Genomic DNA, 25,034 nt, shown 5'->3' with positions numbered 1-25,034 from the left:
AAAGAATGTTTCAATTATGAATTATACTGTTAAGATTCCAAGCCAAATTATTTTAACATTTATATGGATCGGGTTTATTTGTGCAATTTCATTTATGGAGGCTTGGTTAAAATTTAGAGCACCAGGCATAACCGTTCCTTTAGGTTTGGGCATTGGCAAATTGGTATTTGAGGCCCTAAACAAAGTTGAATGGGTACTTGTAATAAGTATATGTATAAGCACGCTAGTTGGAGGGCTTGATTTAAAACAAATCACTAAACAGTATTATTTGTTTTTACTTCCCGTTTTAGCATTGATCCTTCAAACGGCTTGGATTCTCCCACAGTTAACGATTCGTTCAGAAAAAATAATTCAAAACTTACCTGTTGAGCATTCAAACCTTCATTTTTATTTTGTCGGGTTGGAATTATTAAAAGTTACATGTTTATTCATTTGGGGACTTAAGTTATTTCGAAAGATACATTGAACGAAGGAACACATATAGAATAAAATTAATTTTGGTGAGTGAATTAAAAGAAATGTGATTCAAATTAAACCAGTAAAATTAAACCAAACTATTGCCTGGTTGTTATTAATTCAGAAGGCTATCACATTTCACAATTAGAAAAATAAGTTAATAATTCTTCAGAAGTTCTTCATAATTATTAACTAGATTAAAGCGACAACAATTTATATAAAATAGTATGATGGGAACGTTAACACGGGCAGAGGCTATTCAAGACGAGTTTATAAGTGGACATAAGGATGGTTTGAAATTGTGCGACCATATTCATATTGGGATAAAAAATGGAATACAACACGAACGCATTTTCCAATATTGTCAGTGGTATTATTTGAATCACATTGAATATCAATTTGAATTAGAGGAAAAAATTATTTTCCCATTTTTAGATACCGATGAGTCTCAAATTAAAAAAATCCTTTCTGATCATAGAAAAATAAAACGCATTGTAAAAGGAAAGGTTAACTTTACTAAAGCAATCAATCAAATCGAAGAATTATTGGAACAGCATATTCGTTTTGAAAATAAATTAAATTTCAATAAAATTTACGCATCCGCATATCAGCTTTTTGGATCGGATATTACGAAATTATTTTTTGGTTATAATAATGTATGTGAAAAAGAATGGGAAGATAAATTTTGGTTGGAATAAATGAGTAAGGAATCGGAAGCAATACATTTCAGTTTGATTCACGAGGGGAAAGTGATTCCAATAGTCACTAAACCCTATGAATTTAAAAATTTAATGGAGTTGATTCAGAATAAAATTTTTATTGATGAATTTGGAGAATGTTTGGGAATGGGAAGATGTTGTACCTGTGTGGTAGAAGTTTCTTCAGATACTGTTTTCCCTGATAAAGAAAGAAACGAAGAGTCAACTTTATTAAAAAATGGTATCGAAAATCCAATCATGAGACTATCTTGTCAAATTGAAATAGGTACTCATTTGAAAAACTCTGTTATTTCGATTCTGAATCAAATGTGAGAACACAGGTATAATTTTCAATTCGTTAAATTTTTAAAAAATGCACAATTTGCTTTTTTAGTTTTAATACAGTCTTCGGTTTTGTTATTTTCAGAAATGCTTTTCATAGGTATATTGCTTATTTTTAAAAATATACGAGTAGTTTTAACTAGGCTCACTTTCCAATTAAATGGGCCACAAGCAACATTTTGATTGTTTATTTTTAATTATATTTGATGTGGTACTAATTTCCTTATTGAATCAGTTATGAATTATACGCTTCATCAGTTGCAGGTATTTGTTAAAGTCGTACAAGCTAAAAGTATTACTAAAGCTTCCGAAGAATTGCATTTGAGCCAGCCTGCAGTATCCATACAATTGAAAAACTTTCAAGATCAATTTGAAATTCCATTAATTGAAATCGTCGGTAGAAAATTATATGTAACCGATTTTGGGAAGGAAATATATTTTATAGCGGAACGCATATTGAATGAAGTGTATGCCATTAATTACAAAACAATGGCCTACAAAGGATTTTTATCTGGGCGCTTAATTATTTCAATTGTATCAACGGGTAAATACGTGATGCCTTATTTTTTAACGGAATTTCTAAAAGAAAACCCAGGTGTAGACTTGGTGATGGATGTGACTAATAAATCAAAAGTGATGAGCAGTTTACACAACAACGAAGTGGATTTTGCATTGATATCTGTTTTGCCCCAAGATATAAAGATCAATAAAGAAACCTTAATGGAGAATGAGCTTTTTGTAGTGGGGGATAAAAATGAAATTATTTCAAAGAATAAAATAACAAAGAATGAATTAAAAGAAATGCCACTTATTTTTAGAGAGGATGGTTCAGGCACGCGCGTTGTTATGGAAAATTATTTTAACGAACATAAAATCAAGGTGCGGAAAAAAATGGAGCTAACCTCTAATGAAGCTGTAAAGCAAGCAGTGATTGCTGGATTGGGCAATTCAATTTTGCCACTAATCGGTTTAAGGTATGAGCTCGGTTGTGGGGATATTAAAATAATACCTACAGTGGGTTTTCCTATTAAATCAAATTGGCAATTGGTTTGGTTACAAGGAAAAAAACTATCTCCTGTGGCGCAAGCATATGTTGATTACATCCGAGAAAATAAAAAGGTAATTCTTAAAAAGAACTTCTCCTGGATTGATGCTATTCAAGTAGATAGAAAGTTGAAGAAATAGTAATGGTACAAATTAAGTGCTCATTTTTAAAAGTAGTATTTTTAAATTGCTCGATATTCTGAATCTATTTCCTTTAAATCAATGTAAAAATGGATTTTTATAGGGCGTGGGTTTAAGCTTTCTAATTGCAATGGTAGAATTAGATATGTCATTCATTTTTACTTTATAAAACTATTTTCGAGTTTTTTTTAAAGGTTTATATTATTAGTTGGCTGGAAATCAATTTTTTAAAATCACATAACAGTCTTTGCTTCATCTTCCTAGCATGTATTTAAGTTGTATTAGATTCTGATTAATATGTAATACATAAAAAGTTTTTATGTATTACATATTAACTATAAATAAAAATATATGATTATTTTTTCCAAATTTTGGGACATGACAAACACATATACGTCTATGGAAAAAGAAAACACAAGTAGCGAAATCCTCCCTCAATCCTTTGAGTTGATTTTAGGAAGTTTTTCTCCAGAAGATGCAAAAGAAATCATAATGAATTTAATTACTGGGAAAATTGATTTTCATAAGAAAAGGAGTTTTAGTAATGAAATTCGTTTTGGTGAACCAGATGCATATTCTGAAAATAGGATTGATCAATTAACAGTCAGTAAAAATAGAATGTATGATTTGATTGAATCAGCATCTACACAAAAAAAACTACTGAAAATTACTTCAAACATAGAAATAGAACTTATATAAATCTCTAAAAAATACTATCGTGGAAAATCAATTTATATCACTTATCGCTATTCTGCCACCGATTGCTTGTACCCTTACCGCAATCGTATCTTGGTTTCAACCAGGTATGCGTCCAAACATTGTTAAAGGCTTTGCTACCATCACTACGTATGTGAGTTTACTTGTTGCAGCAATTAGTTGTGTACTCGTTTATAATAATGGTTTGATAGAAAGTAAACTATTAGGGATGAATCAAATCGGATTCAGTATTCGCCTTGATTCCATTAGTGTAATCATGTTTACGATGATTGCATTGTTGAGTTTTATCATCGTAAAATTTAGTTTAAATTATTTGGATGGCGAAAAACGCCAAGGAGCATTTATCGGTCGGCTTGCTGCAACCATTGCATGTGTGCAATTGTTGGTACTTTCGGGCAACATAGGCTTGCTTATGATATCATGGATATTGACAAGTATTTCGTTACATCGATTACTGGTGTTTTATCCAAACCGTCCGGGCGCAATTGTTGTAGCACGCAAAAAGTTTTTGCTCGCACGATTAGCTGATGCCAGTTTATTTACTGCATGTGCATTATTATACATGCAATTTCAAACGGGTAATTTTGAAATTATTTTCACTGAACTTAAAAACCATACGGTTGCAAATGTGCATCTGATTGAATTGACGGCTTTGTTTATTACCCTAGCAGCATTAATTAAATCTGCTCAATTCCCATCACATGGTTGGTTGATTGAGGTAATGGAAACCCCAACGCCCGTATCTGCTTTATTACACGCTGGTTTGTTAAATGCAGGCCCCTTTTTAATCATACGCATGTCATACATTATGGACTTAAGTACGTACGCACCGATATTACTCATTGCGATTGGGGGATTTACAGCATTGTTCGCATCGGTTGTATACTTAACTCAAACATCCGTAAAAACTGCATTGGGTTATTCGAGTGTTGCACACATGGGCTTTAGTCTGTTTGTATGTGGACTTGGCATGTACGCCGCCGCTATGTTGCATTTGGTTGCACACTCTTTTTATAAAGCTCATGCATTTCTTTCTTCAGGTAGTGCAATAGAATTAAAACGTGGTTTGAAAATTACCCCACTGAAACGTGCAGGAAGTCCTTTTAAAATTATACTCGGAATTTTGATGGCAGTAGTTGTCTACACTTCTTTTGCATTGCTTTGGGGAATGAATATACAAGAACAATTTGCGCTCTTTGCAATCGGTGCAATATTGGTTTTGGGTCTGGCTCGCCTATTTACAAACGCTATTGATTCTGAGAATAGTGCGCTCTTATTAATGCGAGCTACGATTCTAGCATTGATCATTACAACTGCATTCTTTGTATTAGAATCAACGACACATTATTTAATAGCAAATCAATTACCAGCTTTAGTTCAGCCGAGTTTGGTTGAAATGGTATTGATCGTAAGCATACTTCTTGTGTATGTTATTGCAGTGTTTATTCAAATTCTATCTCCGTATCTAACGCAGACTTCTGTATACCAATCTTGGGCAATACATCTAAGAAATGGATTTTATGTGAATGCGCTATTCGATAGACTGGTTGGGGCATTACGAATTAAAGATTCAAAGAATAGCTTTGAATGGAAAGAAGATTCAAACGCTTAATTCAATTCATAAACGAAAGTAAATTTATTCATTTTATACATCATACAATAATGGAACATATTATGGAAACTGAAAGCATACAAATAGAAAAAGTAATTCAAAAAGTGCCCTTGATTGACACCATGCGAAATGCGTGTAAAAAAATCGCTCCGCTTTGGTCACTTGATAATTTTGTAGCAGTAAACCCGTATTTAGGGATGATACAAAACGACTTTAAGGAAGTGGCAACTCAACTTGAACGCGTTGCAGATATTCAAACGACCTTGCCTATTTCTTTTTATCTTAAAAAAATAGAAGAAGGTGTAATCACGAAAACAGATATCGAATTTGTGCTATCTAAAAAACACAAAGGGACGTATGATACATACATGCAAAAATTAAAATCCTTAAAAGAAAATGGGGATAAGAATGTTACAATTCCAACCGTTACTGATATTGCCTCTGCACTTACCCATAAAGACTGGAATCGATTTTTGGTAAGTCGCATCTCTTTTTGGGCCGCTAGTTATTTTGATGATGGACAAGCTGTTTGGAAAGCCAATAATAAAAATACAGGATTATTTTCATCATGGAAGTCGGAAACCATTCGTGACCGTACGCCTGAGTTGATGGGATTGACTGGCTTTCAAAAAAAGGTGCAGGCATTTCCAGAGAATGCCTTGGATGCAGCACAAGTTGCATTAGCCCAACTAAATATTCCTGAAGAAATGGTGTCTTTATACCTACATCGATTATTACTACGTGTTGGTGGTTGGGCTGCTTATGCGGCTCGTGTTGATTGGGATAACGAATTATACGGCGGTAAAGATGGAGAATTAATCGAGTTTCTAGCTGTATTGCTTTGCTGGGAAGCAAGTATGTTGTCTTGCATTGATCACACAGATATTAAATTGAAATGGCAAGAAGCATACGTACAATTCTTTTTGATTGGCCTGCATGCAAAGCCCAATCAAGAGTTGGAGTACAAGTTGATTGCGCAGGACGCATTTGATCGTGCGATGCAATCTCAGCTGATTCAGCAAATCAATTCAAAAAAAGCTGTTCATAAACCAGTTCATAAACGCCCTTCCGCACAAGCTGTATTCTGCATAGATGTACGTTCCGAAGTATTCCGTCGAAATTTAGAAGCAACAGATAATACCATTGATACATTGGGTTTTGCTGGCTTCTTTGCATTCTCAATCAATTACGTACCCTTAGCGCACCAACATGGAGAAGCGCAATGCCCAGTGTTGTTAAAAACGGGGCCAACGATTTTAGAAGAAATGTCGTCGCCAGATGCTACACGTAAGGCATTCGATGCACGTCTAGTAAATCATCATGCACGTCAACTATTAAAATCGGTAAAGCATGGTGCTGTAACATGCTTTAGTTATGTGAGTCCACTTGGGCTTTCATTCTTGCCAAAATTATTTACCGATTCTTTTGGCTTAACTCGCCCTGTGCCACATCCAGACACCGTAGGCATATCAAAATCTATGTTGAAAAACAAACGCATCCGATTAGATGCGAGTCAATTTGGAAATGAAACAGCAGGTATTCCGCTAGAGCAACAAATAACAATGGCTAAGAATGCCTTGACAGCGATGTCGCTTAAGGATAACTTCGCAAAATTTATTCTCATCACAGGTCACGGTTCTTCAACCGTAAATAACCCACATGCAACAGGTTTGGATTGTGGCGCATGTGGCGGACACACGGGGGAATCGAATGCACGCGTTGCAGCAGCAGTCTTTAATAATCAAAAAGTCCGCGAAGGTTTGGTTCAACATAACATACACATTCCTGCAGATACAGTTTTCTTAACTTGTTTACACGATACTACAACAGATGAGATACACATCTATAACGCGTATGAAGTGCCAAGTAATCAAATAGTCGAATTCACAGCCTTGAAAAAATCCTTAGCGGATGCAGGTAAAAGTAGCCGTATAGAACGCGCTGCACGTATGTCTTCTATAAGCAAATCAGACATCAGCGGCTCTGTCATAGCTCGAAGTAAAGATTGGTCGCAAATTCGTCCGGAGTGGGGCTTGGCAGGATGTTATGGTTTTGTGGTTGCCTCCCGCGAACGTACGAAGGGCTTAGACTTTGGAAGTAAATCGTTCTTGCACTCTTACGAATGGGAAAAGGATACAGAGTTTTCAATACTGGAATTAATTATGATTGCGCCTATGGTGGTAACAAGTTGGATTAACTTGCAGTACTATGCATCTACGGTAGACAATAAAAACTTCGGATCAGGGAATAAAACGCTTCATAATATCACCGCAGGTGTGGGTGTCTTAGAAGGCTACTCTGGAGACCTGCGCGTTGGCTTGCCACTACAATCAGTCTTTGATGGAGAGAACTATCAACACGAACCAGTGAAACTGAATGTAGTAATAGAAGCACCGATGGAAGCGATGAATAAAATCATAGCCAAACACGAAATGGTTCGAAACCTACTAGACAATAATTGGATTCAATTACTTGCAATGAATGCAGATGGAAAAGTAAGTCATCGATATGAAAAAGAGTTGAAGTGGTCGGTAGTGAATTAAATCTGTAAGAGAAAATAAAAACGCACCTATCAATTTTAATATTGGTAGGTGCGTTTTTAAATAGTGGCTCCGGCAGGAATCGAACCTGCATCAAACGTTTAGGAAACGCTTATTCTATCCATTGAACTACGATGCCAGAAAGAATATGTAAAGATACTAATATTGATCTTTAACTAAGTAATTTGGGTAAATGGTGCAATGCACCGTTGTTACTTTTTCAACTAAGATTGCTCTTAATTTATCTAAGTTTAAATTTTGTGTAGCAGAAATAAATACCCGATTTTCGTTTGCACTACCTGTATACATTTTATCAATGTCTTGTAACGAAAGCGCATCCGGATTGTCTTTGATGTTTTCTAAGTAAGCATCTACTTTATTAAAAACAAGTATGGTGATTTTATCGTTTGCTTTTATTTCAGCAAGTGTTGATTGTACCACTTGCATGTGTTCTTCATACGAAGCGTGTGGCAAGTCAATTACGTGCAATAAAATATCTGCTTCACGTACTTCGTCTAAAGTAGATTTAAAACTTTCAATCAAACCATGCGGCAACTTACGTATAAATCCTACTGTATCGGTTAACAAAAATGGTATCTCATTCAACACCACTTTTCGAACGGTAGAATCTACCGTGGCAAATAATTTATTCTCCGCGAATACATCTGATTTAGATAAGCGTTGCATCAGCGTAGATTTACCCACGTTGGTATAACCAACCAATGCTACACGTACAATACCTTCTCGTGATTTGCGTTGCGTTTCACTTTGTTTATTGATTTTTTCTAAGCGACTTTTCAATAAGGTGATTTGATCGCGAATAATACGTCTATCTGTTTCAATTTCTTTTTCACCTGACCCACCTCGTGTACCTGTACCACCACGCTGACGTTCTAAGTGGGTCCACATACGTGTTAAGCGTGGTAGTAAATATTGTAAACGTGCCAGTTCAACTTGCGCACGTGATTGTGCTGTTTGTGCACGCAGCGAAAAGATATCTAAGATTAGTAAACTACGATCGTAAATTTTGCAAGCCAATTCTGTTTCTAAGTTTCTGAGTTGAGAAGGACTTAGATCATCATCGAAAATGATAACGGGTATGGAATGTTCAAGGATGTATGCTTTTATATCTGCAAGTTTACCTTTGCCGACATAGGTACGAATATCTGGTCGGTCAAGCTTTTGCATAAAACGATACACAACTTCCAAGCCAGCTGTGCGGGCTAGGAAGTCGAGTTCGTCTAAATATTCTATTGTTTTTTCTTGTGGTTGGTGTCTGTGCGACAAGCCGATAAGAATGGCTCTGTCTGCCGTTTTTTGTGTTGAAAAACCAGTCTCTTCTTGCATTCTTATTTTTTGAATCCGTCTACGTATTCAGTCAATGCAGTTAATTGTTGATCATTAAATACATCTTTGAAACTAGGCATTAAACCCTTACCAGCCTTAATTTGTTCCATAGTTTCAGCTTTTGTCAACGTTGATTGTGTTAAATCTTTTGCCCCATTTGTTGCTTGTTTTCCATCGGCACCATGGCATACAGCACATTTATCCTTGTACATAACTTCGCCTTCGCTTACAGTTTTTGCACCGTCAGTAGAAGATGTTGCTGAAACTGGACTTACGTATGCATCTTTTTTCAATGTCAAACTATCCGTTTTGGCAATTAGAAATATATATACATATAGCAATACTGAAAAGATTGCCAAAGCCTTGTTTGATTTTTTCATTGCAATAATACCAAGAGGTATAGAAGCAATAACTAAGACAATTTTTACGATTAAATAGGTTTCAATAGCCGGTGCAATAAACGTTAAGTAAACACCTGTAATAATGATCAGTGCACCTAAAACCATATCAGCGATTTTAGTTTTACTGCGAAGTTTTTCAAGCGCTTCAGGTTTGTTTGCGAGTAGTAAATATACTTTTGCTACATATAACAAAATGAATAATGATACGATGGTAACGTGTAAGTGTAGAAATCCCTTTTCCATATAATATTTAGTATTAGAATCTCAAAACTAAGGTTTTAAGCCCGCAAATGCCAATAATTGCGCGAATAATACGTATATTTAGTTTTATTAATGAATTGCCCTGTGAAAATTGCACTAGTCGCCAATACATGTTGGAATTTATACAATTTTAGAAGGTGCATTATCTTGGGCTTAATCAATAGTGGATTTGAAGTCTTGTGTATTGCTCCAGAAGATGCGTTCACCATTGAAATTCAGAAACTTCCTGTTACGTATATTCCCATTAAACTCCAAGCAAAGGGCAATAATCCATTGTTGGATGTGATGCTCATAAAACAATTGGCAGGCATTTATAAATCACAAAAGCCAGACCTTGTGTTGCAATACACGATTAAACCCAATATTTACGGTTCGTTTGCGGCTTCAATTGCTGGTATACCTGTAATTAATAGTGTGACAGGCCTAGGGACAGTTTTTTTACATGAAAATGCCGTTTCAAAAATTGCACAATTTCTATATAAATGGAGTTTCAGATCTGCTAAATACGTTGTCTTTCAAAATGAAGATGACAAGAAGGTTTTTATCGATAAAAAATTGGTTCGAGAAGACCAAGTAACACTAATTAAGGGTTCTGGGATAGATATAAATCATTTTAATTTAATTGGTAAAGATGTTAAAAGACCTACCTTTCGGTTTTTAATGGTTGCTCGATTGCTATACGATAAGGGTATCCGGGAATATGCAGAAGCCTCAAAAAAGCTATACGCCAGTTTTGGGACTGCTATTGAGTGCGTGTTGTTGGGGTCTATAGAATCAGATAAAAATTTAGGGATTTCAAAGGAAGAGTTGAAAAATTGGATAAAGGAACATCATCTTATTTATAAACCATTTACAACTGAGGTAATAGAAGAATATCAGGCTGCAACAGTGGTGGTGTTGCCATCTTACAGGGAAGGCTTATCCAAAAGTTTGTTGGAGGCGGCCTCGTGCTCTAAGCCATTAATTGCAACAAATGTAGCTGGTTGTAAAGAGATTGTATTGGACACTAAAAATGGCTTTTTGTGTGCGCCTAAAAATTCAGAAGATTTATTTCTGAAAATGAAACAAATGATTACTTGTAGTCAGGAACAATTGACAGATATGGGCGCTAAAAGTAGAATGCATGTTGAAGAAAATTTTTCTGATAAAATAATATTCAATGACTATTTTTGTTTAATTAAACAAGTGGTCTTTAAAAGTGCCGTATAATGATATTTCAAGAGTTAGAATTAAAAGATTTAATATTGATAACCCCTTCCGTTTTTGGAGATGATAGAGGGTTTTTCATGGAAACGTATAATAAAGAGGTATTTTCCAAGGCAGGCTTGTCAATGGAATTTATTCAAGACAATCATTCCAAATCTACTGCAGGAGTGGTAAGAGGGCTACATTTTCAAGCACCTCCATTTGCACAAGGCAAATTGGTACGTGTTACAAAAGGCGCAATTTGGGATGTCGTAGTTGATTTGAGAAAGAATTCTCCCACCTATAAAAAAGTTGCAAAAGTATTGCTAGATGATGTTGATAAGCGTATGCTGTATGTGCCAATAGGTTTTGCGCACGGATTTGTTTCTATTGAACCGTGTGAAGTACAGTATAAATGCACAAACGTATACCATAAAGCTTCAGAGTTAGGTATTCGTTGGGATGATTCGGATTTAGCGATTGATTGGACGGTGCAAAATCCTTTGGTTTCAACAAAAGACCAAGAGTTACCGTATTTAAGAGATATTGAATCCATTTTAAATTTTTAGAATGAAAAAAACGACTTACTTAATATGTGTTGCAGGTATTATTTCACTTTTTACATCTTGTAATACATTCTATAATTATAGAATGTTCCATACCGAAGCAAGTGTATTGGTAGACTCTATAGAGAATTTAAGAGGTAAGACCAGTATTGAACATAAGATTGTTGAAAACGATGTTATCACGCTTGATATTTATACAAATGGAGGCGAAAAATTAATTGACCCAAATGATGCATTAAGTAATTCGGGAACAAGCGCCAAAGCACCCCCTGTACCGCTGAAGTACACCATTTATGCAGATGGGTGTGCACATCTTCCTATGATTGGAAATGTGCCATTGAAAGGCTATAGCGTATATCAAGCAGATAGTATAATTGCTTTAAAATTTAAGCCATTCTATACCGACCCGTATGTCAAAGTAACCTTACTTAGCAAGCGCGTTATTGTATTCGGTCCTGAAGGCGGCAAAGTGATACCACTTGATTTTCAAGACATGAATTTAATTGAAGTGATAGCTCGGTATGGTGGAATTACGCTAACAGGGAAAGCAAACAATATTCGAGTGGTAAGAGGCGACTTGAAAAATCCAGACGTACAATTGATAAATTTAGGAACAATCGATGGTTTGCGAAATGCATATACCGATATGCAACCAGGGGATATCGTATATATTGAGCCGAAACGTTTTGTATTTAAAGAATCACTATCTACAGTTGCACCATTGATTTCATTAACAATTAGTTTGCTATCTATCTTTATTATACTTAAGAGAGTTTAAAATTTTCATATGTCAACACCCCCCCAAAACCAGATTCATTTTACTGATGGTGGTAATCAGTTTGAAGAAGAGGTTCAGAATATTTTAGATCCGTATAAACTTTTAATAGTTTTTAAGCGATCATATATTGCTATGGCATTGATTTTTTTATGTGTCATGTCTGGCGTGTTTTTATTTATCCGTTACGCCAAACCCGTATATGAATCGAGTGCATTAATTAAATTAGAAAACACAAACAGAACCAATAGCTTAGGCTTGTCTACAAATTTCCATAGTGAAGAAGATGCCTCAAGTTTAGAAGGCGAACTCGAAATTATTCGTTCTCCTGTTGTTCGCGACAAAGTAATTGCAGATTTAAATCTTGCCATTTCTTATTTTGTATACGGGAGTATATTATATGAAGAACGCTTTCATAATGCTCCGTATGAAGTATCTTTTATTGAAAACAAATCAAACATTCGTTACGATGTACATATCGATCTTCGAATACTAGATTCAACTAGTTTTAAGATTGAATACAATGATTTTTCTGAAGAATTTAAATTTGGAGAAATGTGTAAAACACCTGTAGGTAATTTCACTTTGAAGAAAACAGAATTTTTTAAAGACTTCAATATGGGGCAAAAGACCTTTTTTGTCTTTAACAGCCAAGGTGCTCTTAATAATTATTTTCAGAGTAGTTTGTTTGCAGATATCTCTAATATGCAAGCACGTACATTGGCAATATCTTTCAAAGACCACAATGCAAACAAAGCGTACTCTATTGTTAAGTCTTTAGATTCGATTTATTTTCAACAAACCTTACAGCTTAAATTAAAAACCTTTGACCAATCGATTGATTTCTTATCAAATTCTATTAAAAAGGCGGAAGAGAATTTAATAAAAGCGGAGGAGAATTTCGAAGCATTCATGCGAAGAAATAAGACAATGGATGTAAGAGCAGATTATACGAAATATTCTATCTTGGCCGATGAAAATGTTGCTTTAAGAAAATCCTTGACATTTAAGGTTGGTTTACTTAACGATTTGAAAAGTTTAATTGAATCAAATAAAAACTTGGAGGAGTTTATACCACTTTTGCCAAACCTAGAAGATCCACAGTTAGGAGAATTGATAACCAATTTCAATACATTAAATATTGAAAGAGAAAACTTGTTAATGTCGCAAAGTGAAAATACGCATGCATATCAAGTAAAGAAAAGTACTGCGAATAAAGCGAAAGAGGATGCACTGGAATTGATTGCGCAAAATGAAAAAATTATAAAAAAAGAAATACATGATTTAAATCTAGATCAATTTGAAATTGAGTCTTCTATTTTATCTTTTCCATCCAAAGAAACTGAAATGTCTCGTTTAAAAAGGCATTATAATTTATACGATAAGTTTTATGGCTTATTAATGGATAAACTCGTAGAACAAGGCATTACAAAAGCGGGTGTTACGGTTGATTTTATCATACTTTCTCAACCTTTACCTGCAACTATACCAATCTATCCAAAGAAAGGTATAATCCTGATGTCAGGCTTTGGTATCGCTATTTTATTATGTCTATTGTTGGTTGTATCAAGGTTCTTAATGTATGAAACAATAACAACATTGGCCGAGCTAGAACGTTCATTGCCAATTCCAATTATTGGTACAGTGCCCGAATATGTTAGTGAAAAGATGTTATTCTCTCAATTAATTGTAGATCGCAAATCTAAATCAGCAATTACAGAGTCATTACGATCTATTCGAACAAACCTGGAGTTTATTTCAACGGATAAAAATCAAAAAGTAATCACTGTTACATCCACTGTAGGGGGGGAAGGCAAAACGTTTGTTGCAGTCAATTTAGCAGGTGTAATTGCAATGGCAAATCAACGCGTCGTTGTCATTGATTTAGACATGCGTAAACCTAAAATACATTTAGCGTTTGGCGCTGAGAACACGGTAGGAATAAGCACGGTTTTAATCGGAAAAAATTCGATTGATGAAGCAATTCAGCTCTCAAGAATACCCGATTTGGATTATATCACTGCTGGTCCAACACCACCAAACCCTTCTGAATTGATATTGTTACCGGCCTTAGATAATTTGATTGAAGAATTAAAAACGAAATATGACGTTATTATCATTGATACGCCTCCCGTGGGAATTGTTACGGACGGAATGTTGTTAATGTCTAAAGCAGATATTCCTTTGTATATAGTTCGGATTAATTATTCCAAGTTCTTTGTTGCACAGGAAGTAAAAAGAGCTCTAAATAGAGGAGGGTACAATAAATTACGTGTAATTGCAAATGGGGTCCCTGTGAACAGAGGCTTTAAATACAATTATGGATATTATGAAAATGATGTGGTTGCCAAACCTCAAAATTGGATCCAAAAACTATTCGATAAATTATGAGTTTTCTTACGTCTCTTTTTGGAAAGAAAAAATTGACACCTGTTCCTGATTTTCTTTTTGCGGACATGCATTCCCATTTATTGGCTGACATTGATGATGGTTCAAAGTCTCTTGATGAGTCTGTAGAATTAATTTCAAAATTAAAGACACTGGGATATAAAAAAATCATAACTACGCCCCACGTGATGGGCGATTTGTATAGAAATACACCTGAGATTATTTCGGAGGCTTTATCTCTTCTGAAAAATAAATTGGCACAAGAAAATATTGAAATCGAAATTGAAGCTGCCGCAGAGTATTATTTAGACGAATGGTTTATAGAAAAATTAAATAAAGGCGAAAAATTATTAACTTTTGGAGAGAAGTATGTGCTATTCGAAACTTCGTTTATGAACGAGCCTGCACAGTTACATCAAGCTATTTTTCTAATGCGCACATCTGGATATATCCCTGTATTAGCGCATCCTGAACGATACTTATATTTATATCATAATTTTGAAGCATTCAAAAAAATATATGATATGGATGTGTTGTTTCAAATAAATTTAAATTCATTGGCTGGATATTATTCAAAAGCTGCAAAACAATTTGCCGAAAAATTAATTGATCACAATATGGTGGATTTTGTGGGTACCGATTGTCATGGCGATCGACATTTGGATGTATTGAAACAGGTAAAGGTTTCTTCCTACTACAAAAAACTAATTGGTTCTAAGATTTTAAATAACTCATTAATTTCATGATTCTTGTTACAGGTTCAAATGGGTTGCTGGGAAGTTTTGTTTGCCATGAATTAGTATCTAGAGGGTACAAAGTAAAAGCGCTTGTCCGGAAAGATTCAAATACCGATTTATTAAAAGATATTATTAAAAGCATCGAATTTCATGAAGGTGATTTAAATGATGTTGGTTCTTTGATAGATGCAATGGTGGGTGTGCAATATGTTATTCATACTGCAGCACTTATATCTTTCTGGCCTAAAAATAAATTACCTATGTACCAAACCAATGTTGAAGGTACACGGAATTTAGTAGATGTAGCATTAGAATCGAATGTTAAAAAATTTATTCACATTAGTTCAATCGCTGCTATTGGTCGTAAATCAACTGATACAATAGTTACAGAAAAGAATACTTGGGAAGAATCTTCTATAAATAGCAATTATGCTGTTACAAAACATCAAGCAGAACTTGAAGTGTCACGAGCAGTAGAAGAAGGGTTGAATGCTGTAATTTTAAATCCCTCTATTATTCTTGGTCCGGGCGTGCAGGGTAGTAGTACTGTGCGACTTTTTGATTATGTTCAGAAAGGAAATAAATTTTATACCGATGGATACATCAATTATGTAGATGTGCGCGATGTGGTTAAAATTATTTTATTTTTCATTGACAATGAATTTAAAAATGGCGAGCGGCATATTCTAAATGGAGGTATCACTACCTATAAAGATTTTTTTGGAAAAATTGCAATCAAACTAAATTGTAAGGCTCCTCATATTTGTGCGCATAATTGGATGAGACAACTAGCATGGAGATATTATGCAATTGCATCTTTTTTTTCAAAAAAGGAGCCTCTTATCACGAAAGAAACTGCACGAGTAGCTTCGCATAAAATCGAATACCAATCCGAAAAAATTAAGAATGCTACCGACATTCAATTTAGAACACTCGATGATACAGTGGAGTGGACAAAAGCTAGGCTTTATAATTGAAACAAATACATGGGTAGAAATACTAGTTTTGCATTTGCTATTTTTATTTTCAATGCTTGAAAACAAACTTCCAGCAAGGTTACTTCAAAAGGTGGTCTTAAAATAATAAAATATCAAGTGATTTATTAAGTAGCTAGTTCGTAGTTGTTTGTGTTTTTATTTGTTCAAATCTTTTTGATAAAGACAGTACTTTAAGTTGGAAATAGAGTGATACAACACTTTTTGCCGCAAGTTGAGTAACATGTGGTTTTCTCCATGTTTATAAATAATCTTTCAGGTATAAATGAATTAATTTTTAATTTTTTAGCTTTAGGTATAATCCCCTCGTATAAGGAGTATAGCGCAATTAAATTAGGAGACTATGGCCAGACAAAATAAACGACAATCTGATGATCGCGAATTGGCCAGGAAATTTGAGGAGCTTCTAAAAGAAGGCACTCCTGGCTTTTTTGACGTGAGTGTATATGAAAGTATCATTCAATATTATCTAGAAGGAGCTAAATTCAGAAAAGCTCATAGAACATGCGAGATTGCAATGGAGCAACATCCATATGCAGTAGAAGTAATGTTGCTAAAAGTTCAAGTTCTCATGCAAATGACTCAGTTTGAAGAAGCGCTTGAATTGCTGGATAAGGCACAATTATACCAACCCAACGATACCGATATTCAATTGCTTAGAGCAAATATTCTTGCCCAACAAGATGATTTTGAAGGTGCAATAGAGTTGCTTCAAGAAGTATTGGATTTGGCAGAGGAAAAAGATGAGATTCATTACCATATGGGTGTGATATATCAGGATATGGGTAATTTTGAAGAATCGATATCGCATTTAAAACTTGCCATTATTATAAATCCAAAACACGAAGATGCTATTTACGAATTATCGTATAGCTTAGAAGTGTTGGATCGTTTGGAAGAAAGCATTGATTTCTTTACCCAATTGATAGAGGAAGAACCATATTCCCACTTTGCATGGTTTTGTCTTGGTGTTTCGTATTTTAAGCAAGGTAAGCTAGAGGAAGCAATGAATGCATATGAATTTGTTGTTGCAATCAACGACAAATACTCCTCAGCATACTATAACATAGGCGAATGCTATGTTTATAAAAACGAATATGAGAAAGCCTTAGAATATTTCTTCCAAACATTAGAAATGGATGATAAAACGGCTGATGTGTTTTATAACATTGGTTTTTGCTATGAACACCTTGGTTTACATCCCAAAGCAATTGAGTTTTATAGGAAGGCTTCTAAAGCGGATGCATATTTTCACGAAGCATATTATGGCATCGGAAAATGTTTAGATGCTCAAGATAAGGCATTTGAATCCATTCATTTCTTTAAAAGAGCCTTGAAATTAGACGAGGCCAACGCAGATTATTGGTTGGCCAAAGCGAATGCAGAATACAAAACAGGAAATCTAGTTTCTTGTCTTGAAGCGTTTGAGGAAGCATGTGTATTGGAACCTACCAACCCTGAAGTATGGAAAAATTGGTCATTTGTGCACTACGAAAGTGGTGATATGGACAAAGCTGTTGACTTGATCCATGCTGGGATTGATGAAATTCCAGGTAATGCAGATTTGTATTATAGAGCCGTTGTTTATCTTATTACAGCAGGAAAGTACAAAGAAGCATTTAATTATCTAGAAAATGCATTAACTTTGGACTTCGATAGCCATACCGTATTATATGAGTTTTTCCCAAAACTAGAAACTCAAAAGGCTTTATTTAGAATTATTGATCAATACAGAAATAAATAGAAATGTACCAAAATTTTGCCCTTTCAAAAGTTCCTGAGAGAACTATAAAACCACGTGAGTCTGGTTTTACAATGGTAATGGATAAAGGCTTAAGTTGCCGTGAAGCAGAAGACATGTTGTCTGTTTCTAGTAATTACATTGATATCGTTAAATTAGGTTGGGCAACATCTTTTGTTACGCCTACATTAAAAGAAAAATTAGCCATATACAAGTCCGCTGGCATACCCTGCTATTTAGGAGGCACTTTGTTTGAGGCATTTGTTGTGCGTAATCAATTTGATGATTATAGAAGATTGTTAGATACACTTGGCATTGTACATGCTGAAGTATCTGACGGCTCAATTGAGTTGCCACACGACGAGAAATGCGAATACATTTCAAAACTGGCAAAACAGGTTACTGTTTTATCTGAAGTAGGCTCTAAAGATGCAGAAAAAGTATTCCCGCCATCTAAGTGGATTAAATTGATGAACACGGAACTTGAAGCAGGTTCTTGGAAAGTTATTGGCGAAGCACGTGAAGCAGGAAATGTTGGCTTATTCCGATCTACTGGTGAAGTTCGTTCTGGTTTAGTAGAAGATATTTTAAGCTCAGTTCCTGTCGATAAAATTATTTGGGAAGCACCTCAGAAAGAACAACAAGTGTTCTTTGTGAAATTGTGTGGCGCTAATGTAAACTTGGGCAATATTGCACCAAACGAATTGATTCCATTAGAAACAGTACGTTTGGGATTACGTAGCGATACATTCCACCATTTTATGGACAAATTATAAGTAATGGTGGAATTCTTTAAATTGTTAGCTGACTGGTTTTTACACTTAGACAGTTATTTAGAAGTAATGGTTGACTCGTACGGACCTTGGATATATGTAATCTTATTCTTGGTCATATTCGCTGAAACTGGACTTGTTGTATTGCCATTCTTACCGGGAGATTCATTGTTGTTTGCAACAGGCATGCTTGCTGCAAAATATGGAATGAACCCTTGGTTGTTAATCTTAGTGCTTGTAGTTGCTGCAATACTAGGAGATACTGTAAATTATCATATTGGTAAATTTATTGGACCAAAAGTTTTTCGAGCCGATGCACCTAAAAACTTCTTTTTGAAATTATTGAAAAAAGAATATTTAGAGCAAGGTCAAGCGTTTTATGAAAAACATGGCGGCAAAACAATCATTATAGCGCGCTTTGTCCCTATTGTACGTACGTTTGCTCCTTTTGTAGCAGGTGTTAGTACCATGAATTACTCTAAATTCATAACGTTCAATATTATTGGAGGCGTAGTTTGGGTTGCCGGTTTATTATTAGCCGGTTATTATCTAGCAAGCATTCCATTTGTACACGATCACTTTGAACACATGGTGCTTGCCATCATATTCATTTCAATAATACCCATAATCATAGAGTTGGTGCGGGCTAAAATGTCAAAAAAATAATTAAAAAAGTCCCGCTTATATCGGGACTTTTTTATGAATAAATCTCAAGGAATCAATGAAGGTATACGGACTAATCGGATATAGATTATCACATTCTTTTTCTAAAAAATATTTTTCAGAAAAATTCATAAAAGAAAATATTACAGGTTGTGTGTATGAAAACTTTCCATTAGAATCGATACAAGATTTTCCTAAGTTATTAAAAGATACTGTAGGCTTCAAAGGATGTAATGTCACGATTCCGTATAAGGAAGATATCCTAACATATCTTGATGAGTTGGATGCTGCAGCGAAGGAAATAGGCGCAGTGAATGTAGTAAAGATACTTCCTGATGGAAGACTAAAGGGATATAATTCGGATTACTATGGGTTCAAGACTTCTTTAGAAAAATTTATTCCTCTGCAGAAAAAACATAAAGCGTTAGTCTTAGGTACAGGTGGCGCTGCAAAAGCTGTTGCTGTAGCGCTTAAAGATCTTTCAATCCCATTTTTATACGTTTCTAGAAATAAAACAGAAAATGGAATTACGTATGCTGAATTGAATGAAAAAATAATCAAAGAGCATTCAATAATAATTAATACCTCACCACTTGGCATGTACCCAGAAGTTGAAACGTTTCCCGCAATGCCGTATCAATTTTTATCTACAGAACATTATTTATATGATTTGGTATACAACCCCGAAATCACCATGTTCATGCAAAAGGGAAAAGAATTTGGCGCCCATGTTGAGAATGGATTAGGGATGTTGATCGGTCAAGCTGAAAAGGCTTGGGAGATTTGGAATGAGTAATTGGATGATACGTACAGACTCTTGTGCGTATTCGTTTATATAGAATGGATAGATGAATGGTTTTTCAAAATCATTGTAGGCTCGTGAACATGATGGGAAACCATAGCAACCATGCCAAGTATTGATGAAGCATTATAAAAACATCAATGGATAGAAGATATTTTAATAAAGATGGAGTAATACTAGCTATTTCTAGCATTGTTATATTACTATTATTATTTAACAAAAGTGTCTATGATGACTTTGTCGAAAATCCTGCAGATACAGCAACCAAAACCACTTCAGGAATACTTTTTCAAACAGTAATTTATTTCATACATGTTAAACTTGGCAAATGGGCTATAGTTTCATTTTTTGCAGGATTGACAATTCTTGGTATAGTAACGGGTTTTGATTGGTACCGATTTTTTGATAAGGATAAATAATTAAGAATATTAGAGGGTATAATTTTAGGGAGATTCTGTTACATCATATCAATTGGCTCCCCAAATTTCACAACTAATAGCTAATCAACTTGTTTTGCCATTCCCAACCAACAACCCTGTAAGGATCGCCACCATTCAGTATGCTTAGGACTCTTTTCAGTATAATGGTTATTTTATTGTGTTTTTTTTAGTAGAGAGTGAATGGAAATGCAAAAGAAAGTTCGGTGCAGGCAATAAAATAGAAAACGGAATCACATTTGCTAAATTGAATAAAAAAAATAATCAAAGAGCATTCATTAATAATTAATACCTCACCACTTGGTATGTGCCCAGAAGTCGAAACATTTCTGGCAATGCCATATCAAATTTTATCTGCAGAACATTATTTATATGATTTAGTATACAACCCTGCAATCACCACCTTCATGCAAAAGGGAAAAGAATTTGGCGCCCACGTAGAGAATGGATTAGGTATGTTGATTGGTCAAGCTGAAAAAGCTTGGGAGATTTGGAATGAGTAGAACGTATTAATAAAAAAGGCTTCCGAAGAAGCCTTTTTTATTAATATATGGTATAGATGTTAGAATCTGAAACCAAGTCTAAGACCAGCAGTTAAGCTAGGGGCAAGATTGAAGCTTCCGCCTGTAGAACTATTAGTAGTAGAAGTGGATAAACCGCCACCAGCAGGTGTGATATCTGCCGTAGATTTGCTGTTTTTACTTGCAATAAAACCCCATCCAAATTCAGCACCTAAATAAACTTTGTCTACAAAGTAGTAATCAGCACCAGCTACAGCACGAACGCCAAAGCCCAAAGATCCATTTAGAGTACCAGCAGCATTTGTTCCTTTATATGTAGAACTAGCACCGTTTGCAAAGGTAGTGCCATCTGCAGTATTGGTTCTTTCCTCAGATACCCCAATTGTTTGGAATAACAAATCACCACCTGCATAAGTAGAAAGGCGCCCAGTTCCTGTAAAGTGTTTTTCAAGACCTAAATTCAAGCCAAAAAGGGAACTCATCGTTTTGTCAGTAGCCGTTCCAGCTACATCGTTAATTTTGCTAGTATTAGAGTTTTGTGTGTAATTGAAACCTACACGAACAGCAATTTGATCTTGTAGAAAATAACGAAATTTCAATTGAGGCTGTTTAAACGAGCTTTCAGATAAAGATGTTACACCACCTGTTATTCCACCTGTACTTGCAAATAAGCCAATTTCTGCTAATACATCACCAGCTACAGGCTTGTACAATTTGCCAGTCGGTGCTGTTGTTGTTGTTGTCATTGGATCTTGTGCGTTTGCAGCCATAGAAGCTGCAAGCATAGACACTGCAATAATAATTCTTTTCATAATTTCAATTTTGGTTAATTAAAAAGTTGTCGTTAATATTTAAATATAGATAACTATTTTAATTTGAACAAATTTACTTCACACTTCGAAATAAGGAGTTTAGGTAGATTAATTTAACAATGATTTATTTTTATATTTTAGGAACATGATCCAAAAGCTTAATCGAAATATTTTTTAATGCGAACCTATAAAGCAATAACTTAGAGTAATAAATTTGTTTGGAAGTGATCAGAAATTACTTTGATCACTAATGCCATAAAATGTGTTCAAATAATGTAAACTTTATTAAGTAACTTACTGTTTAGTAAAAAAAAGCAACAGTGGGATTTGAGTTAACATCTAAATACGTACCTACGGGAGATCAGCCACAGGCAATTAAAGAGTTGGTTGAAGGGCTAGAGCGCAATGATCCTGCCCAAGTTTTATTGGGGGTGACAGGCTCTGGTAAAACATTTACCATGGCGAATGTTATTCAACAAACGCAAAAGCCAACTCTTGTATTAAGTCATAATAAAACGCTTGCAGCACAACTATACGGGGAGTTCAAGCAATTTTTTCCGAATAACTTAGTTGAATATTTTATCTCATATTACGATTACTACCAGCCCGAAGCATTTATGCCTTCGTCCAATCTGTATATAGAGAAAGATTTATCCATAAATCAAGAAATTGAAAAATTACGACTCGCAACAACATCTTCGCTCATGTCTGGCAGAAGAGATATTATCGTTGTTGCATCCGTTTCCTGCATTTATGGTATGGGAAACCCGGAGGAGTTTCGTAACAGTATCGTAGTACTGCATAAAGGACAACAAATCAACCGAAATAAGCTGTTGTATTCTTTTGTTTCGATTTTATACAACCGAACTACACATGATTTTACTCGTGGTACGTTCCGTGTAACCGGAGATACCATTGATGTATTTCCTGCCTATGCAGACGTTGCCTATCGTATTCAAATGTGGGGAGATGAAATAGAAACGATTCAATTGATAGAGCCTGATACCGGCAAGCGCATCAGCGACCAAAAAAGTGTTACCTTATTTCCCGCCAATTTATTTATAACTGGTAAAGATACGTTAAACAGCGCCATTCATCACATTCAAGACGATATGATGAAACAAGTTCATATGTTTGAAATGGAAAAGCGTCATGGAGAAGCAAAAAGAATTCAAGAACGTACAGAATTTGATATTGAAATGATGCGCGAATTGGGCTACTGTTCTGGCATCGAAAATTATTCTCGATACTTTGATGGCAGAATAGCCGGACAACGCCCATTCTGTTTGCTCGATTATTTTCCAGAAGATTTCTTATTGGTTGTAGACGAAAGTCACGTAACGATACCTCAAATTCGCGCCATGTTTGGAGGGGATAGGGCACGCAAAACAAATTTAGTTGAGTATGGATTTAGATTGCCTTCCGCAATGGACAATAGGCCCTTAACATTTGACGAATTTGAAACAATTAACAAACAAGTAATTTACGTAAGCGCAACGCCTGCAGACTATGAATTACAACGTTCAGAGGGTGCCATTGTAGAGCAGATAATCCGACCAACGGGATTACTTGATCCTGAAATTTTTGTAAAATCAAGCGTCAATCAAATCGATGATTTGTTAGAAGAAATACAAGAACGCATTGAAATGGGCGATCGTATTTTAGTAACGACTTTGACCAAACGAATGGCTGAAGAACTTACAAAATATTTTGAAGGTGTAGGAATTAAAACACGATACATTCACTCTGAAGTAAAAACATTAGATCGCGTAGAAATTTTACGTGAATTACGTTTGGGTGTATTCGATGTGTTGGTTGGTGTCAACTTATTGAGAGAAGGTTTGGATTTACCAGAGGTTTCCTTGGTTGCTATTATGGATGCAGACAAAGAAGGTTTTCTCCGTAACGTGCGTTCGTTGGTGCAAACAATCGGTCGTGCTGCTCGAAATAGTAACGGCAAAGTAATTATGTATGCCGATAAAATTACAGATTCCATGCAGAAGGCAATGGATGAAACGAGTAGAAGAAGAGCAACTCAAATTGCCTATAATGAATTGCATGGCATTACGCCAATGACAGTAAATAAATCTACAGAAGAAATAATGGGCCAAACAAAAGTGGCCGATTCTAATAAATTTTCAAAACAATATATTGAACCAGATAGCGAGCCATCTCTTGCTGCGGATCCTGTTGTAGCATTGTTGAACAAAACAGAACTGAATAAAATGTTGGAGCGCACTAAAAAATCTATGGAGAAAGCAGCTAAAGATTTAGACTTTGTTGAAGCTGCGCGCTTTAGAGATGAGATGTTTGCGTTTCAAAAAATAATCGATTCGAAATCATAATGTGTCGTCACTGTAACAATTTGTGCTGTCGTCGGGCCTCTTTTTCGAGTAGTACGACGACTTATTTGTTAGAACATAATAAAATTTAGGAATAAATAAACATATCGGTCTGTGAAATGCAGATCAAAAAATATACCTGTTAATGAACTTTACTGCATTAGATTTTGAGACTGCAAATACGCACCGAACAAGCATTTGTGCGGTAGGTATGGCTATAGTTGAAAATGGAAAAATTGTTAAAACAGTTTCAAAATTAATTAAACCCATTCCAGATTTTTATAGTTATTGGAACATGCAGGTACATGGCATCAGTCCAGAAATGACCAAAGATGCGCCATACTTTATAGATGTTTGGAATGAGTTAAAAGAATATGTAGACAGCACCACACTTGTTGCACACAACGCAGCCTTTGATGTAGGTGTATTACGAAGTGTTTTGTCTGCACACGAAGTTTCGTACCCAAAAACAGATTATTTTTGTTCGTGTTCAGTAAGCAGAAAAGTGTTTAAGGAAATTGAAAATCACAAACTATCAACTGTGTGTAGGCACATGAATGTACCACTCAATCACCACGAAGCAGAGAGCGATGCCATAGGTGCTGCACACATTATTATCAAAGCAGGGGAAAGATTGGGCGTAAATTCTATTGAAGAATTGATGCTTGCACTTAAAATGAAGTTGAAGGTCTTTTGAGATATAATGCAACACTCACCTTTAGTTTATAAAAAGAGCTC

The 25,034-nt window shown here is 35.2% G+C and carries 24 protein-coding genes and 1 tRNA gene; 21 read left to right on the top strand and 4 right to left on the bottom strand.

The window, feature by feature from the left end; translation table 11 throughout:
• Window positions 1–16 precede the first annotated feature (16 nt).
• The 7 genes from Q0543_RS04385 (at window position 17) to Q0543_RS04355 (ending at window position 7,553) form a co-directional block, all read left to right on the top strand.
• On the top strand, window positions 17–466 hold the full coding sequence (locus Q0543_RS04385) for a hypothetical protein (RefSeq protein WP_299249674.1): 450 nt from the start codon (window positions 17–19) through the stop codon (window positions 464–466).
• 217 nt (window positions 467–683) lie between these two features.
• Window positions 684–1,154 (top strand): hemerythrin domain-containing protein, encoded by a 471-nt coding sequence (locus Q0543_RS04380; RefSeq protein ID WP_299249671.1) that lies wholly within the window; start codon window positions 684–686, stop codon window positions 1,152–1,154.
• Entirely contained in the window at window positions 1,155–1,487 is a 333-nt protein-coding gene (locus tag Q0543_RS04375; RefSeq protein ID WP_299249668.1) for a 2Fe-2S iron-sulfur cluster-binding protein, read from the top strand.
• A 246-nt stretch (window positions 1,488–1,733) separates the two neighbouring features.
• Window positions 1,734–2,681: a LysR family transcriptional regulator gene (locus Q0543_RS04370; protein WP_299249665.1), complete on the top strand. Its 948-nt coding sequence runs from the start codon at window positions 1,734–1,736 to the stop codon at window positions 2,679–2,681.
• A 399-nt stretch (window positions 2,682–3,080) separates the two neighbouring features.
• The gene (locus Q0543_RS04365; protein WP_299249662.1) at window positions 3,081–3,380 is read left to right on the top strand and encodes a hypothetical protein; all 300 of its coding nucleotides are present in this window, start codon (window positions 3,081–3,083) and stop codon (window positions 3,378–3,380) included.
• Between the two features lie 19 nt (window positions 3,381–3,399).
• Window positions 3,400–5,010: a proton-conducting transporter membrane subunit gene (locus Q0543_RS04360; RefSeq protein WP_299249660.1), complete on the top strand. Its 1,611-nt coding sequence runs from the start codon at window positions 3,400–3,402 to the stop codon at window positions 5,008–5,010.
• Between the two features lie 62 nt (window positions 5,011–5,072).
• Window positions 5,073–7,553 carry a YbcC family protein gene (locus tag Q0543_RS04355; RefSeq protein ID WP_299249658.1) on the top strand — a complete coding sequence of 827 codons (2,481 nt, stop codon included), beginning with the start codon at window positions 5,073–5,075 and terminating at the stop codon, window positions 7,551–7,553.
• A gap of 64 nt (window positions 7,554–7,617) precedes the next feature.
• Here the strand turns inward: Q0543_RS04355 and Q0543_RS04350 are convergent.
• From Q0543_RS04350 to Q0543_RS04340, 3 genes are all read right to left on the bottom strand, one after another.
• Window positions 7,618–7,689 (bottom strand) — tRNA-Arg (locus Q0543_RS04350).
• Window positions 7,690–7,709: 20 nt separating this feature from the next.
• Window positions 7,710–8,897, bottom strand: a complete 1,188-nt coding sequence (gene hflX / locus Q0543_RS04345; RefSeq protein ID WP_299249655.1) for a GTPase HflX — start codon at window positions 8,895–8,897, stop codon at window positions 7,710–7,712.
• A gap of 2 nt (window positions 8,898–8,899) precedes the next feature.
• Window positions 8,900–9,541, bottom strand: a complete 642-nt coding sequence (locus Q0543_RS04340) for a SirB2 family protein (protein ID WP_299249652.1) — start codon at window positions 9,539–9,541, stop codon at window positions 8,900–8,902.
• A 102-nt stretch (window positions 9,542–9,643) separates the two neighbouring features.
• On the opposite strand from Q0543_RS04340, the gene Q0543_RS04335 reads away from it, so the two are divergent.
• From Q0543_RS04335 to Q0543_RS04280, 12 genes are all read left to right on the top strand, one after another.
• Window positions 9,644–10,768 (top strand): glycosyltransferase family 4 protein, encoded by a 1,125-nt coding sequence (locus tag Q0543_RS04335; RefSeq protein WP_299249649.1) that lies wholly within the window; start codon window positions 9,644–9,646, stop codon window positions 10,766–10,768.
• Window positions 10,768–11,313 carry a dTDP-4-dehydrorhamnose 3,5-epimerase gene (gene rfbC, locus Q0543_RS04330; RefSeq protein WP_299249647.1) on the top strand — a complete coding sequence of 182 codons (546 nt, stop codon included), beginning with the start codon at window positions 10,768–10,770 and terminating at the stop codon, window positions 11,311–11,313. Before Q0543_RS04335 ends, rfbC begins: the two co-directional genes overlap by 1 nt.
• A 1-nt stretch (window position 11,314) precedes the next feature.
• Window positions 11,315–12,088 (top strand): polysaccharide biosynthesis/export family protein, encoded by a 774-nt coding sequence (locus Q0543_RS04325; RefSeq protein ID WP_299249644.1) that lies wholly within the window; start codon window positions 11,315–11,317, stop codon window positions 12,086–12,088.
• 9 nt (window positions 12,089–12,097) lie between these two features.
• A complete protein-coding gene (locus tag Q0543_RS04320) occupies window positions 12,098–14,476 on the top strand; it encodes a polysaccharide biosynthesis tyrosine autokinase (RefSeq protein WP_299249641.1) in 2,379 nt (792 codons plus the stop codon).
• Window positions 14,473–15,219 carry a CpsB/CapC family capsule biosynthesis tyrosine phosphatase gene (locus tag Q0543_RS04315; RefSeq protein ID WP_299249638.1) on the top strand — a complete coding sequence of 249 codons (747 nt, stop codon included), beginning with the start codon at window positions 14,473–14,475 and terminating at the stop codon, window positions 15,217–15,219. Before Q0543_RS04320 ends, Q0543_RS04315 begins: the two co-directional genes overlap by 4 nt.
• On the top strand, window positions 15,216–16,187 hold the full coding sequence (locus tag Q0543_RS04310) for an NAD-dependent epimerase/dehydratase family protein (protein WP_299249635.1): 972 nt from the start codon (window positions 15,216–15,218) through the stop codon (window positions 16,185–16,187). Before Q0543_RS04315 ends, Q0543_RS04310 begins: the two co-directional genes overlap by 4 nt.
• Before the next feature lie 361 nt (window positions 16,188–16,548).
• Window positions 16,549–17,949 carry a tetratricopeptide repeat protein gene (locus tag Q0543_RS04305; protein WP_299249632.1) on the top strand — a complete coding sequence of 467 codons (1,401 nt, stop codon included), beginning with the start codon at window positions 16,549–16,551 and terminating at the stop codon, window positions 17,947–17,949.
• 2 nt (window positions 17,950–17,951) lie between these two features.
• Entirely contained in the window at window positions 17,952–18,722 is a 771-nt protein-coding gene (locus Q0543_RS04300) for a phosphosulfolactate synthase (protein ID WP_299249629.1), read from the top strand.
• 3 nt (window positions 18,723–18,725) lie between these two features.
• Window positions 18,726–19,385, top strand: coding sequence for a DedA family protein (locus Q0543_RS04295; protein ID WP_299249626.1), 660 nt, complete (start codon window positions 18,726–18,728; stop codon window positions 19,383–19,385).
• 55 nt (window positions 19,386–19,440) lie between these two features.
• Entirely contained in the window at window positions 19,441–20,178 is a 738-nt protein-coding gene (aroE, locus tag Q0543_RS04290; RefSeq protein WP_299249623.1) for a shikimate dehydrogenase, read from the top strand.
• 146 nt (window positions 20,179–20,324) lie between these two features.
• A complete protein-coding gene (locus Q0543_RS04285) occupies window positions 20,325–20,603 on the top strand; it encodes a hypothetical protein (RefSeq protein ID WP_299249621.1) in 279 nt (92 codons plus the stop codon).
• A 353-nt stretch (window positions 20,604–20,956) separates the two neighbouring features.
• Window positions 20,957–21,124, top strand: coding sequence for a hypothetical protein (locus Q0543_RS04280; protein WP_299249618.1), 168 nt, complete (start codon window positions 20,957–20,959; stop codon window positions 21,122–21,124).
• A gap of 59 nt (window positions 21,125–21,183) precedes the next feature.
• Here the strand turns inward: Q0543_RS04280 and Q0543_RS04275 are convergent, their stop codons facing one another.
• Window positions 21,184–21,954, bottom strand: coding sequence for a hypothetical protein (locus tag Q0543_RS04275; protein ID WP_299249615.1), 771 nt, complete (start codon window positions 21,952–21,954; stop codon window positions 21,184–21,186).
• Between the two features lie 320 nt (window positions 21,955–22,274).
• Between Q0543_RS04275 and uvrB the strand changes: the two genes are divergently transcribed.
• Window positions 22,275–24,299 (top strand): excinuclease ABC subunit UvrB, encoded by a 2,025-nt coding sequence (uvrB, locus tag Q0543_RS04270; protein ID WP_299249612.1) that lies wholly within the window; start codon window positions 22,275–22,277, stop codon window positions 24,297–24,299.
• Window positions 24,300–24,441: 142 nt separating this feature from the next.
• Window positions 24,442–24,993, top strand: a complete 552-nt coding sequence (locus Q0543_RS04265; protein WP_299249609.1) for a 3'-5' exonuclease — start codon at window positions 24,442–24,444, stop codon at window positions 24,991–24,993.
• The last annotated feature ends 41 nt before the right edge of the window (window positions 24,994–25,034 follow it).

The sequence above is a fragment of the uncultured Cytophaga sp. genome (assembly GCF_937863595.1).
In the GTDB taxonomy this organism is placed as follows: Bacteria; Bacteroidota; Bacteroidia; order Cytophagales; family Cytophagaceae; genus Cytophaga.
The sequence above is the reverse complement of the archived record's forward strand: the minus strand, read 5'-3'. Positions and strand labels throughout refer to the sequence as shown.

Coding starts and splice junctions, on each gene's coding strand:
- Q0543_RS04385 (WP_299249674.1), top strand. CDS start 17: ATGAATTATACTGTTAAGATTCCAAGCCAAATTATTTTAACATTTATA.
- Q0543_RS04380 (WP_299249671.1), top strand. CDS start 684: ATGATGGGAACGTTAACACGGGCAGAGGCTATTCAAGACGAGTTTATA.
- Q0543_RS04375 (WP_299249668.1), top strand. CDS start 1,155: ATGAGTAAGGAATCGGAAGCAATACATTTCAGTTTGATTCACGAGGGG.
- Q0543_RS04370 (WP_299249665.1), top strand. CDS start 1,734: ATGAATTATACGCTTCATCAGTTGCAGGTATTTGTTAAAGTCGTACAA.
- Q0543_RS04365 (WP_299249662.1), top strand. CDS start 3,081: ATGGAAAAAGAAAACACAAGTAGCGAAATCCTCCCTCAATCCTTTGAG.
- Q0543_RS04355 (WP_299249658.1), top strand. CDS start 5,073: ATGGAAACTGAAAGCATACAAATAGAAAAAGTAATTCAAAAAGTGCCC.
- hflX (WP_299249655.1), bottom strand. CDS start 8,897: ATGCAAGAAGAGACTGGTTTTTCAACACAAAAAACGGCAGACAGAGCC.
- Q0543_RS04340 (WP_299249652.1), bottom strand. CDS start 9,541: ATGGAAAAGGGATTTCTACACTTACACGTTACCATCGTATCATTATTC.
- rfbC (WP_299249647.1), top strand. CDS start 10,768: ATGATATTTCAAGAGTTAGAATTAAAAGATTTAATATTGATAACCCCT.
- Q0543_RS04325 (WP_299249644.1), top strand. CDS start 11,315: ATGAAAAAAACGACTTACTTAATATGTGTTGCAGGTATTATTTCACTT.
- Q0543_RS04320 (WP_299249641.1), top strand. CDS start 12,098: ATGTCAACACCCCCCCAAAACCAGATTCATTTTACTGATGGTGGTAAT.
- Q0543_RS04315 (WP_299249638.1), top strand. CDS start 14,473: ATGAGTTTTCTTACGTCTCTTTTTGGAAAGAAAAAATTGACACCTGTT.
- Q0543_RS04310 (WP_299249635.1), top strand. CDS start 15,216: ATGATTCTTGTTACAGGTTCAAATGGGTTGCTGGGAAGTTTTGTTTGC.
- Q0543_RS04305 (WP_299249632.1), top strand. CDS start 16,549: ATGGCCAGACAAAATAAACGACAATCTGATGATCGCGAATTGGCCAGG.
- Q0543_RS04300 (WP_299249629.1), top strand. CDS start 17,952: ATGTACCAAAATTTTGCCCTTTCAAAAGTTCCTGAGAGAACTATAAAA.
- Q0543_RS04295 (WP_299249626.1), top strand. CDS start 18,726: ATGGTGGAATTCTTTAAATTGTTAGCTGACTGGTTTTTACACTTAGAC.
- aroE (WP_299249623.1), top strand. CDS start 19,441: ATGAAGGTATACGGACTAATCGGATATAGATTATCACATTCTTTTTCT.
- Q0543_RS04285 (WP_299249621.1), top strand. CDS start 20,325: ATGGATAGAAGATATTTTAATAAAGATGGAGTAATACTAGCTATTTCT.
- Q0543_RS04280 (WP_299249618.1), top strand. CDS start 20,957: ATGCCATATCAAATTTTATCTGCAGAACATTATTTATATGATTTAGTA.
- Q0543_RS04275 (WP_299249615.1), bottom strand. CDS start 21,954: ATGAAAAGAATTATTATTGCAGTGTCTATGCTTGCAGCTTCTATGGCT.
- Q0543_RS04265 (WP_299249609.1), top strand. CDS start 24,442: ATGAACTTTACTGCATTAGATTTTGAGACTGCAAATACGCACCGAACA.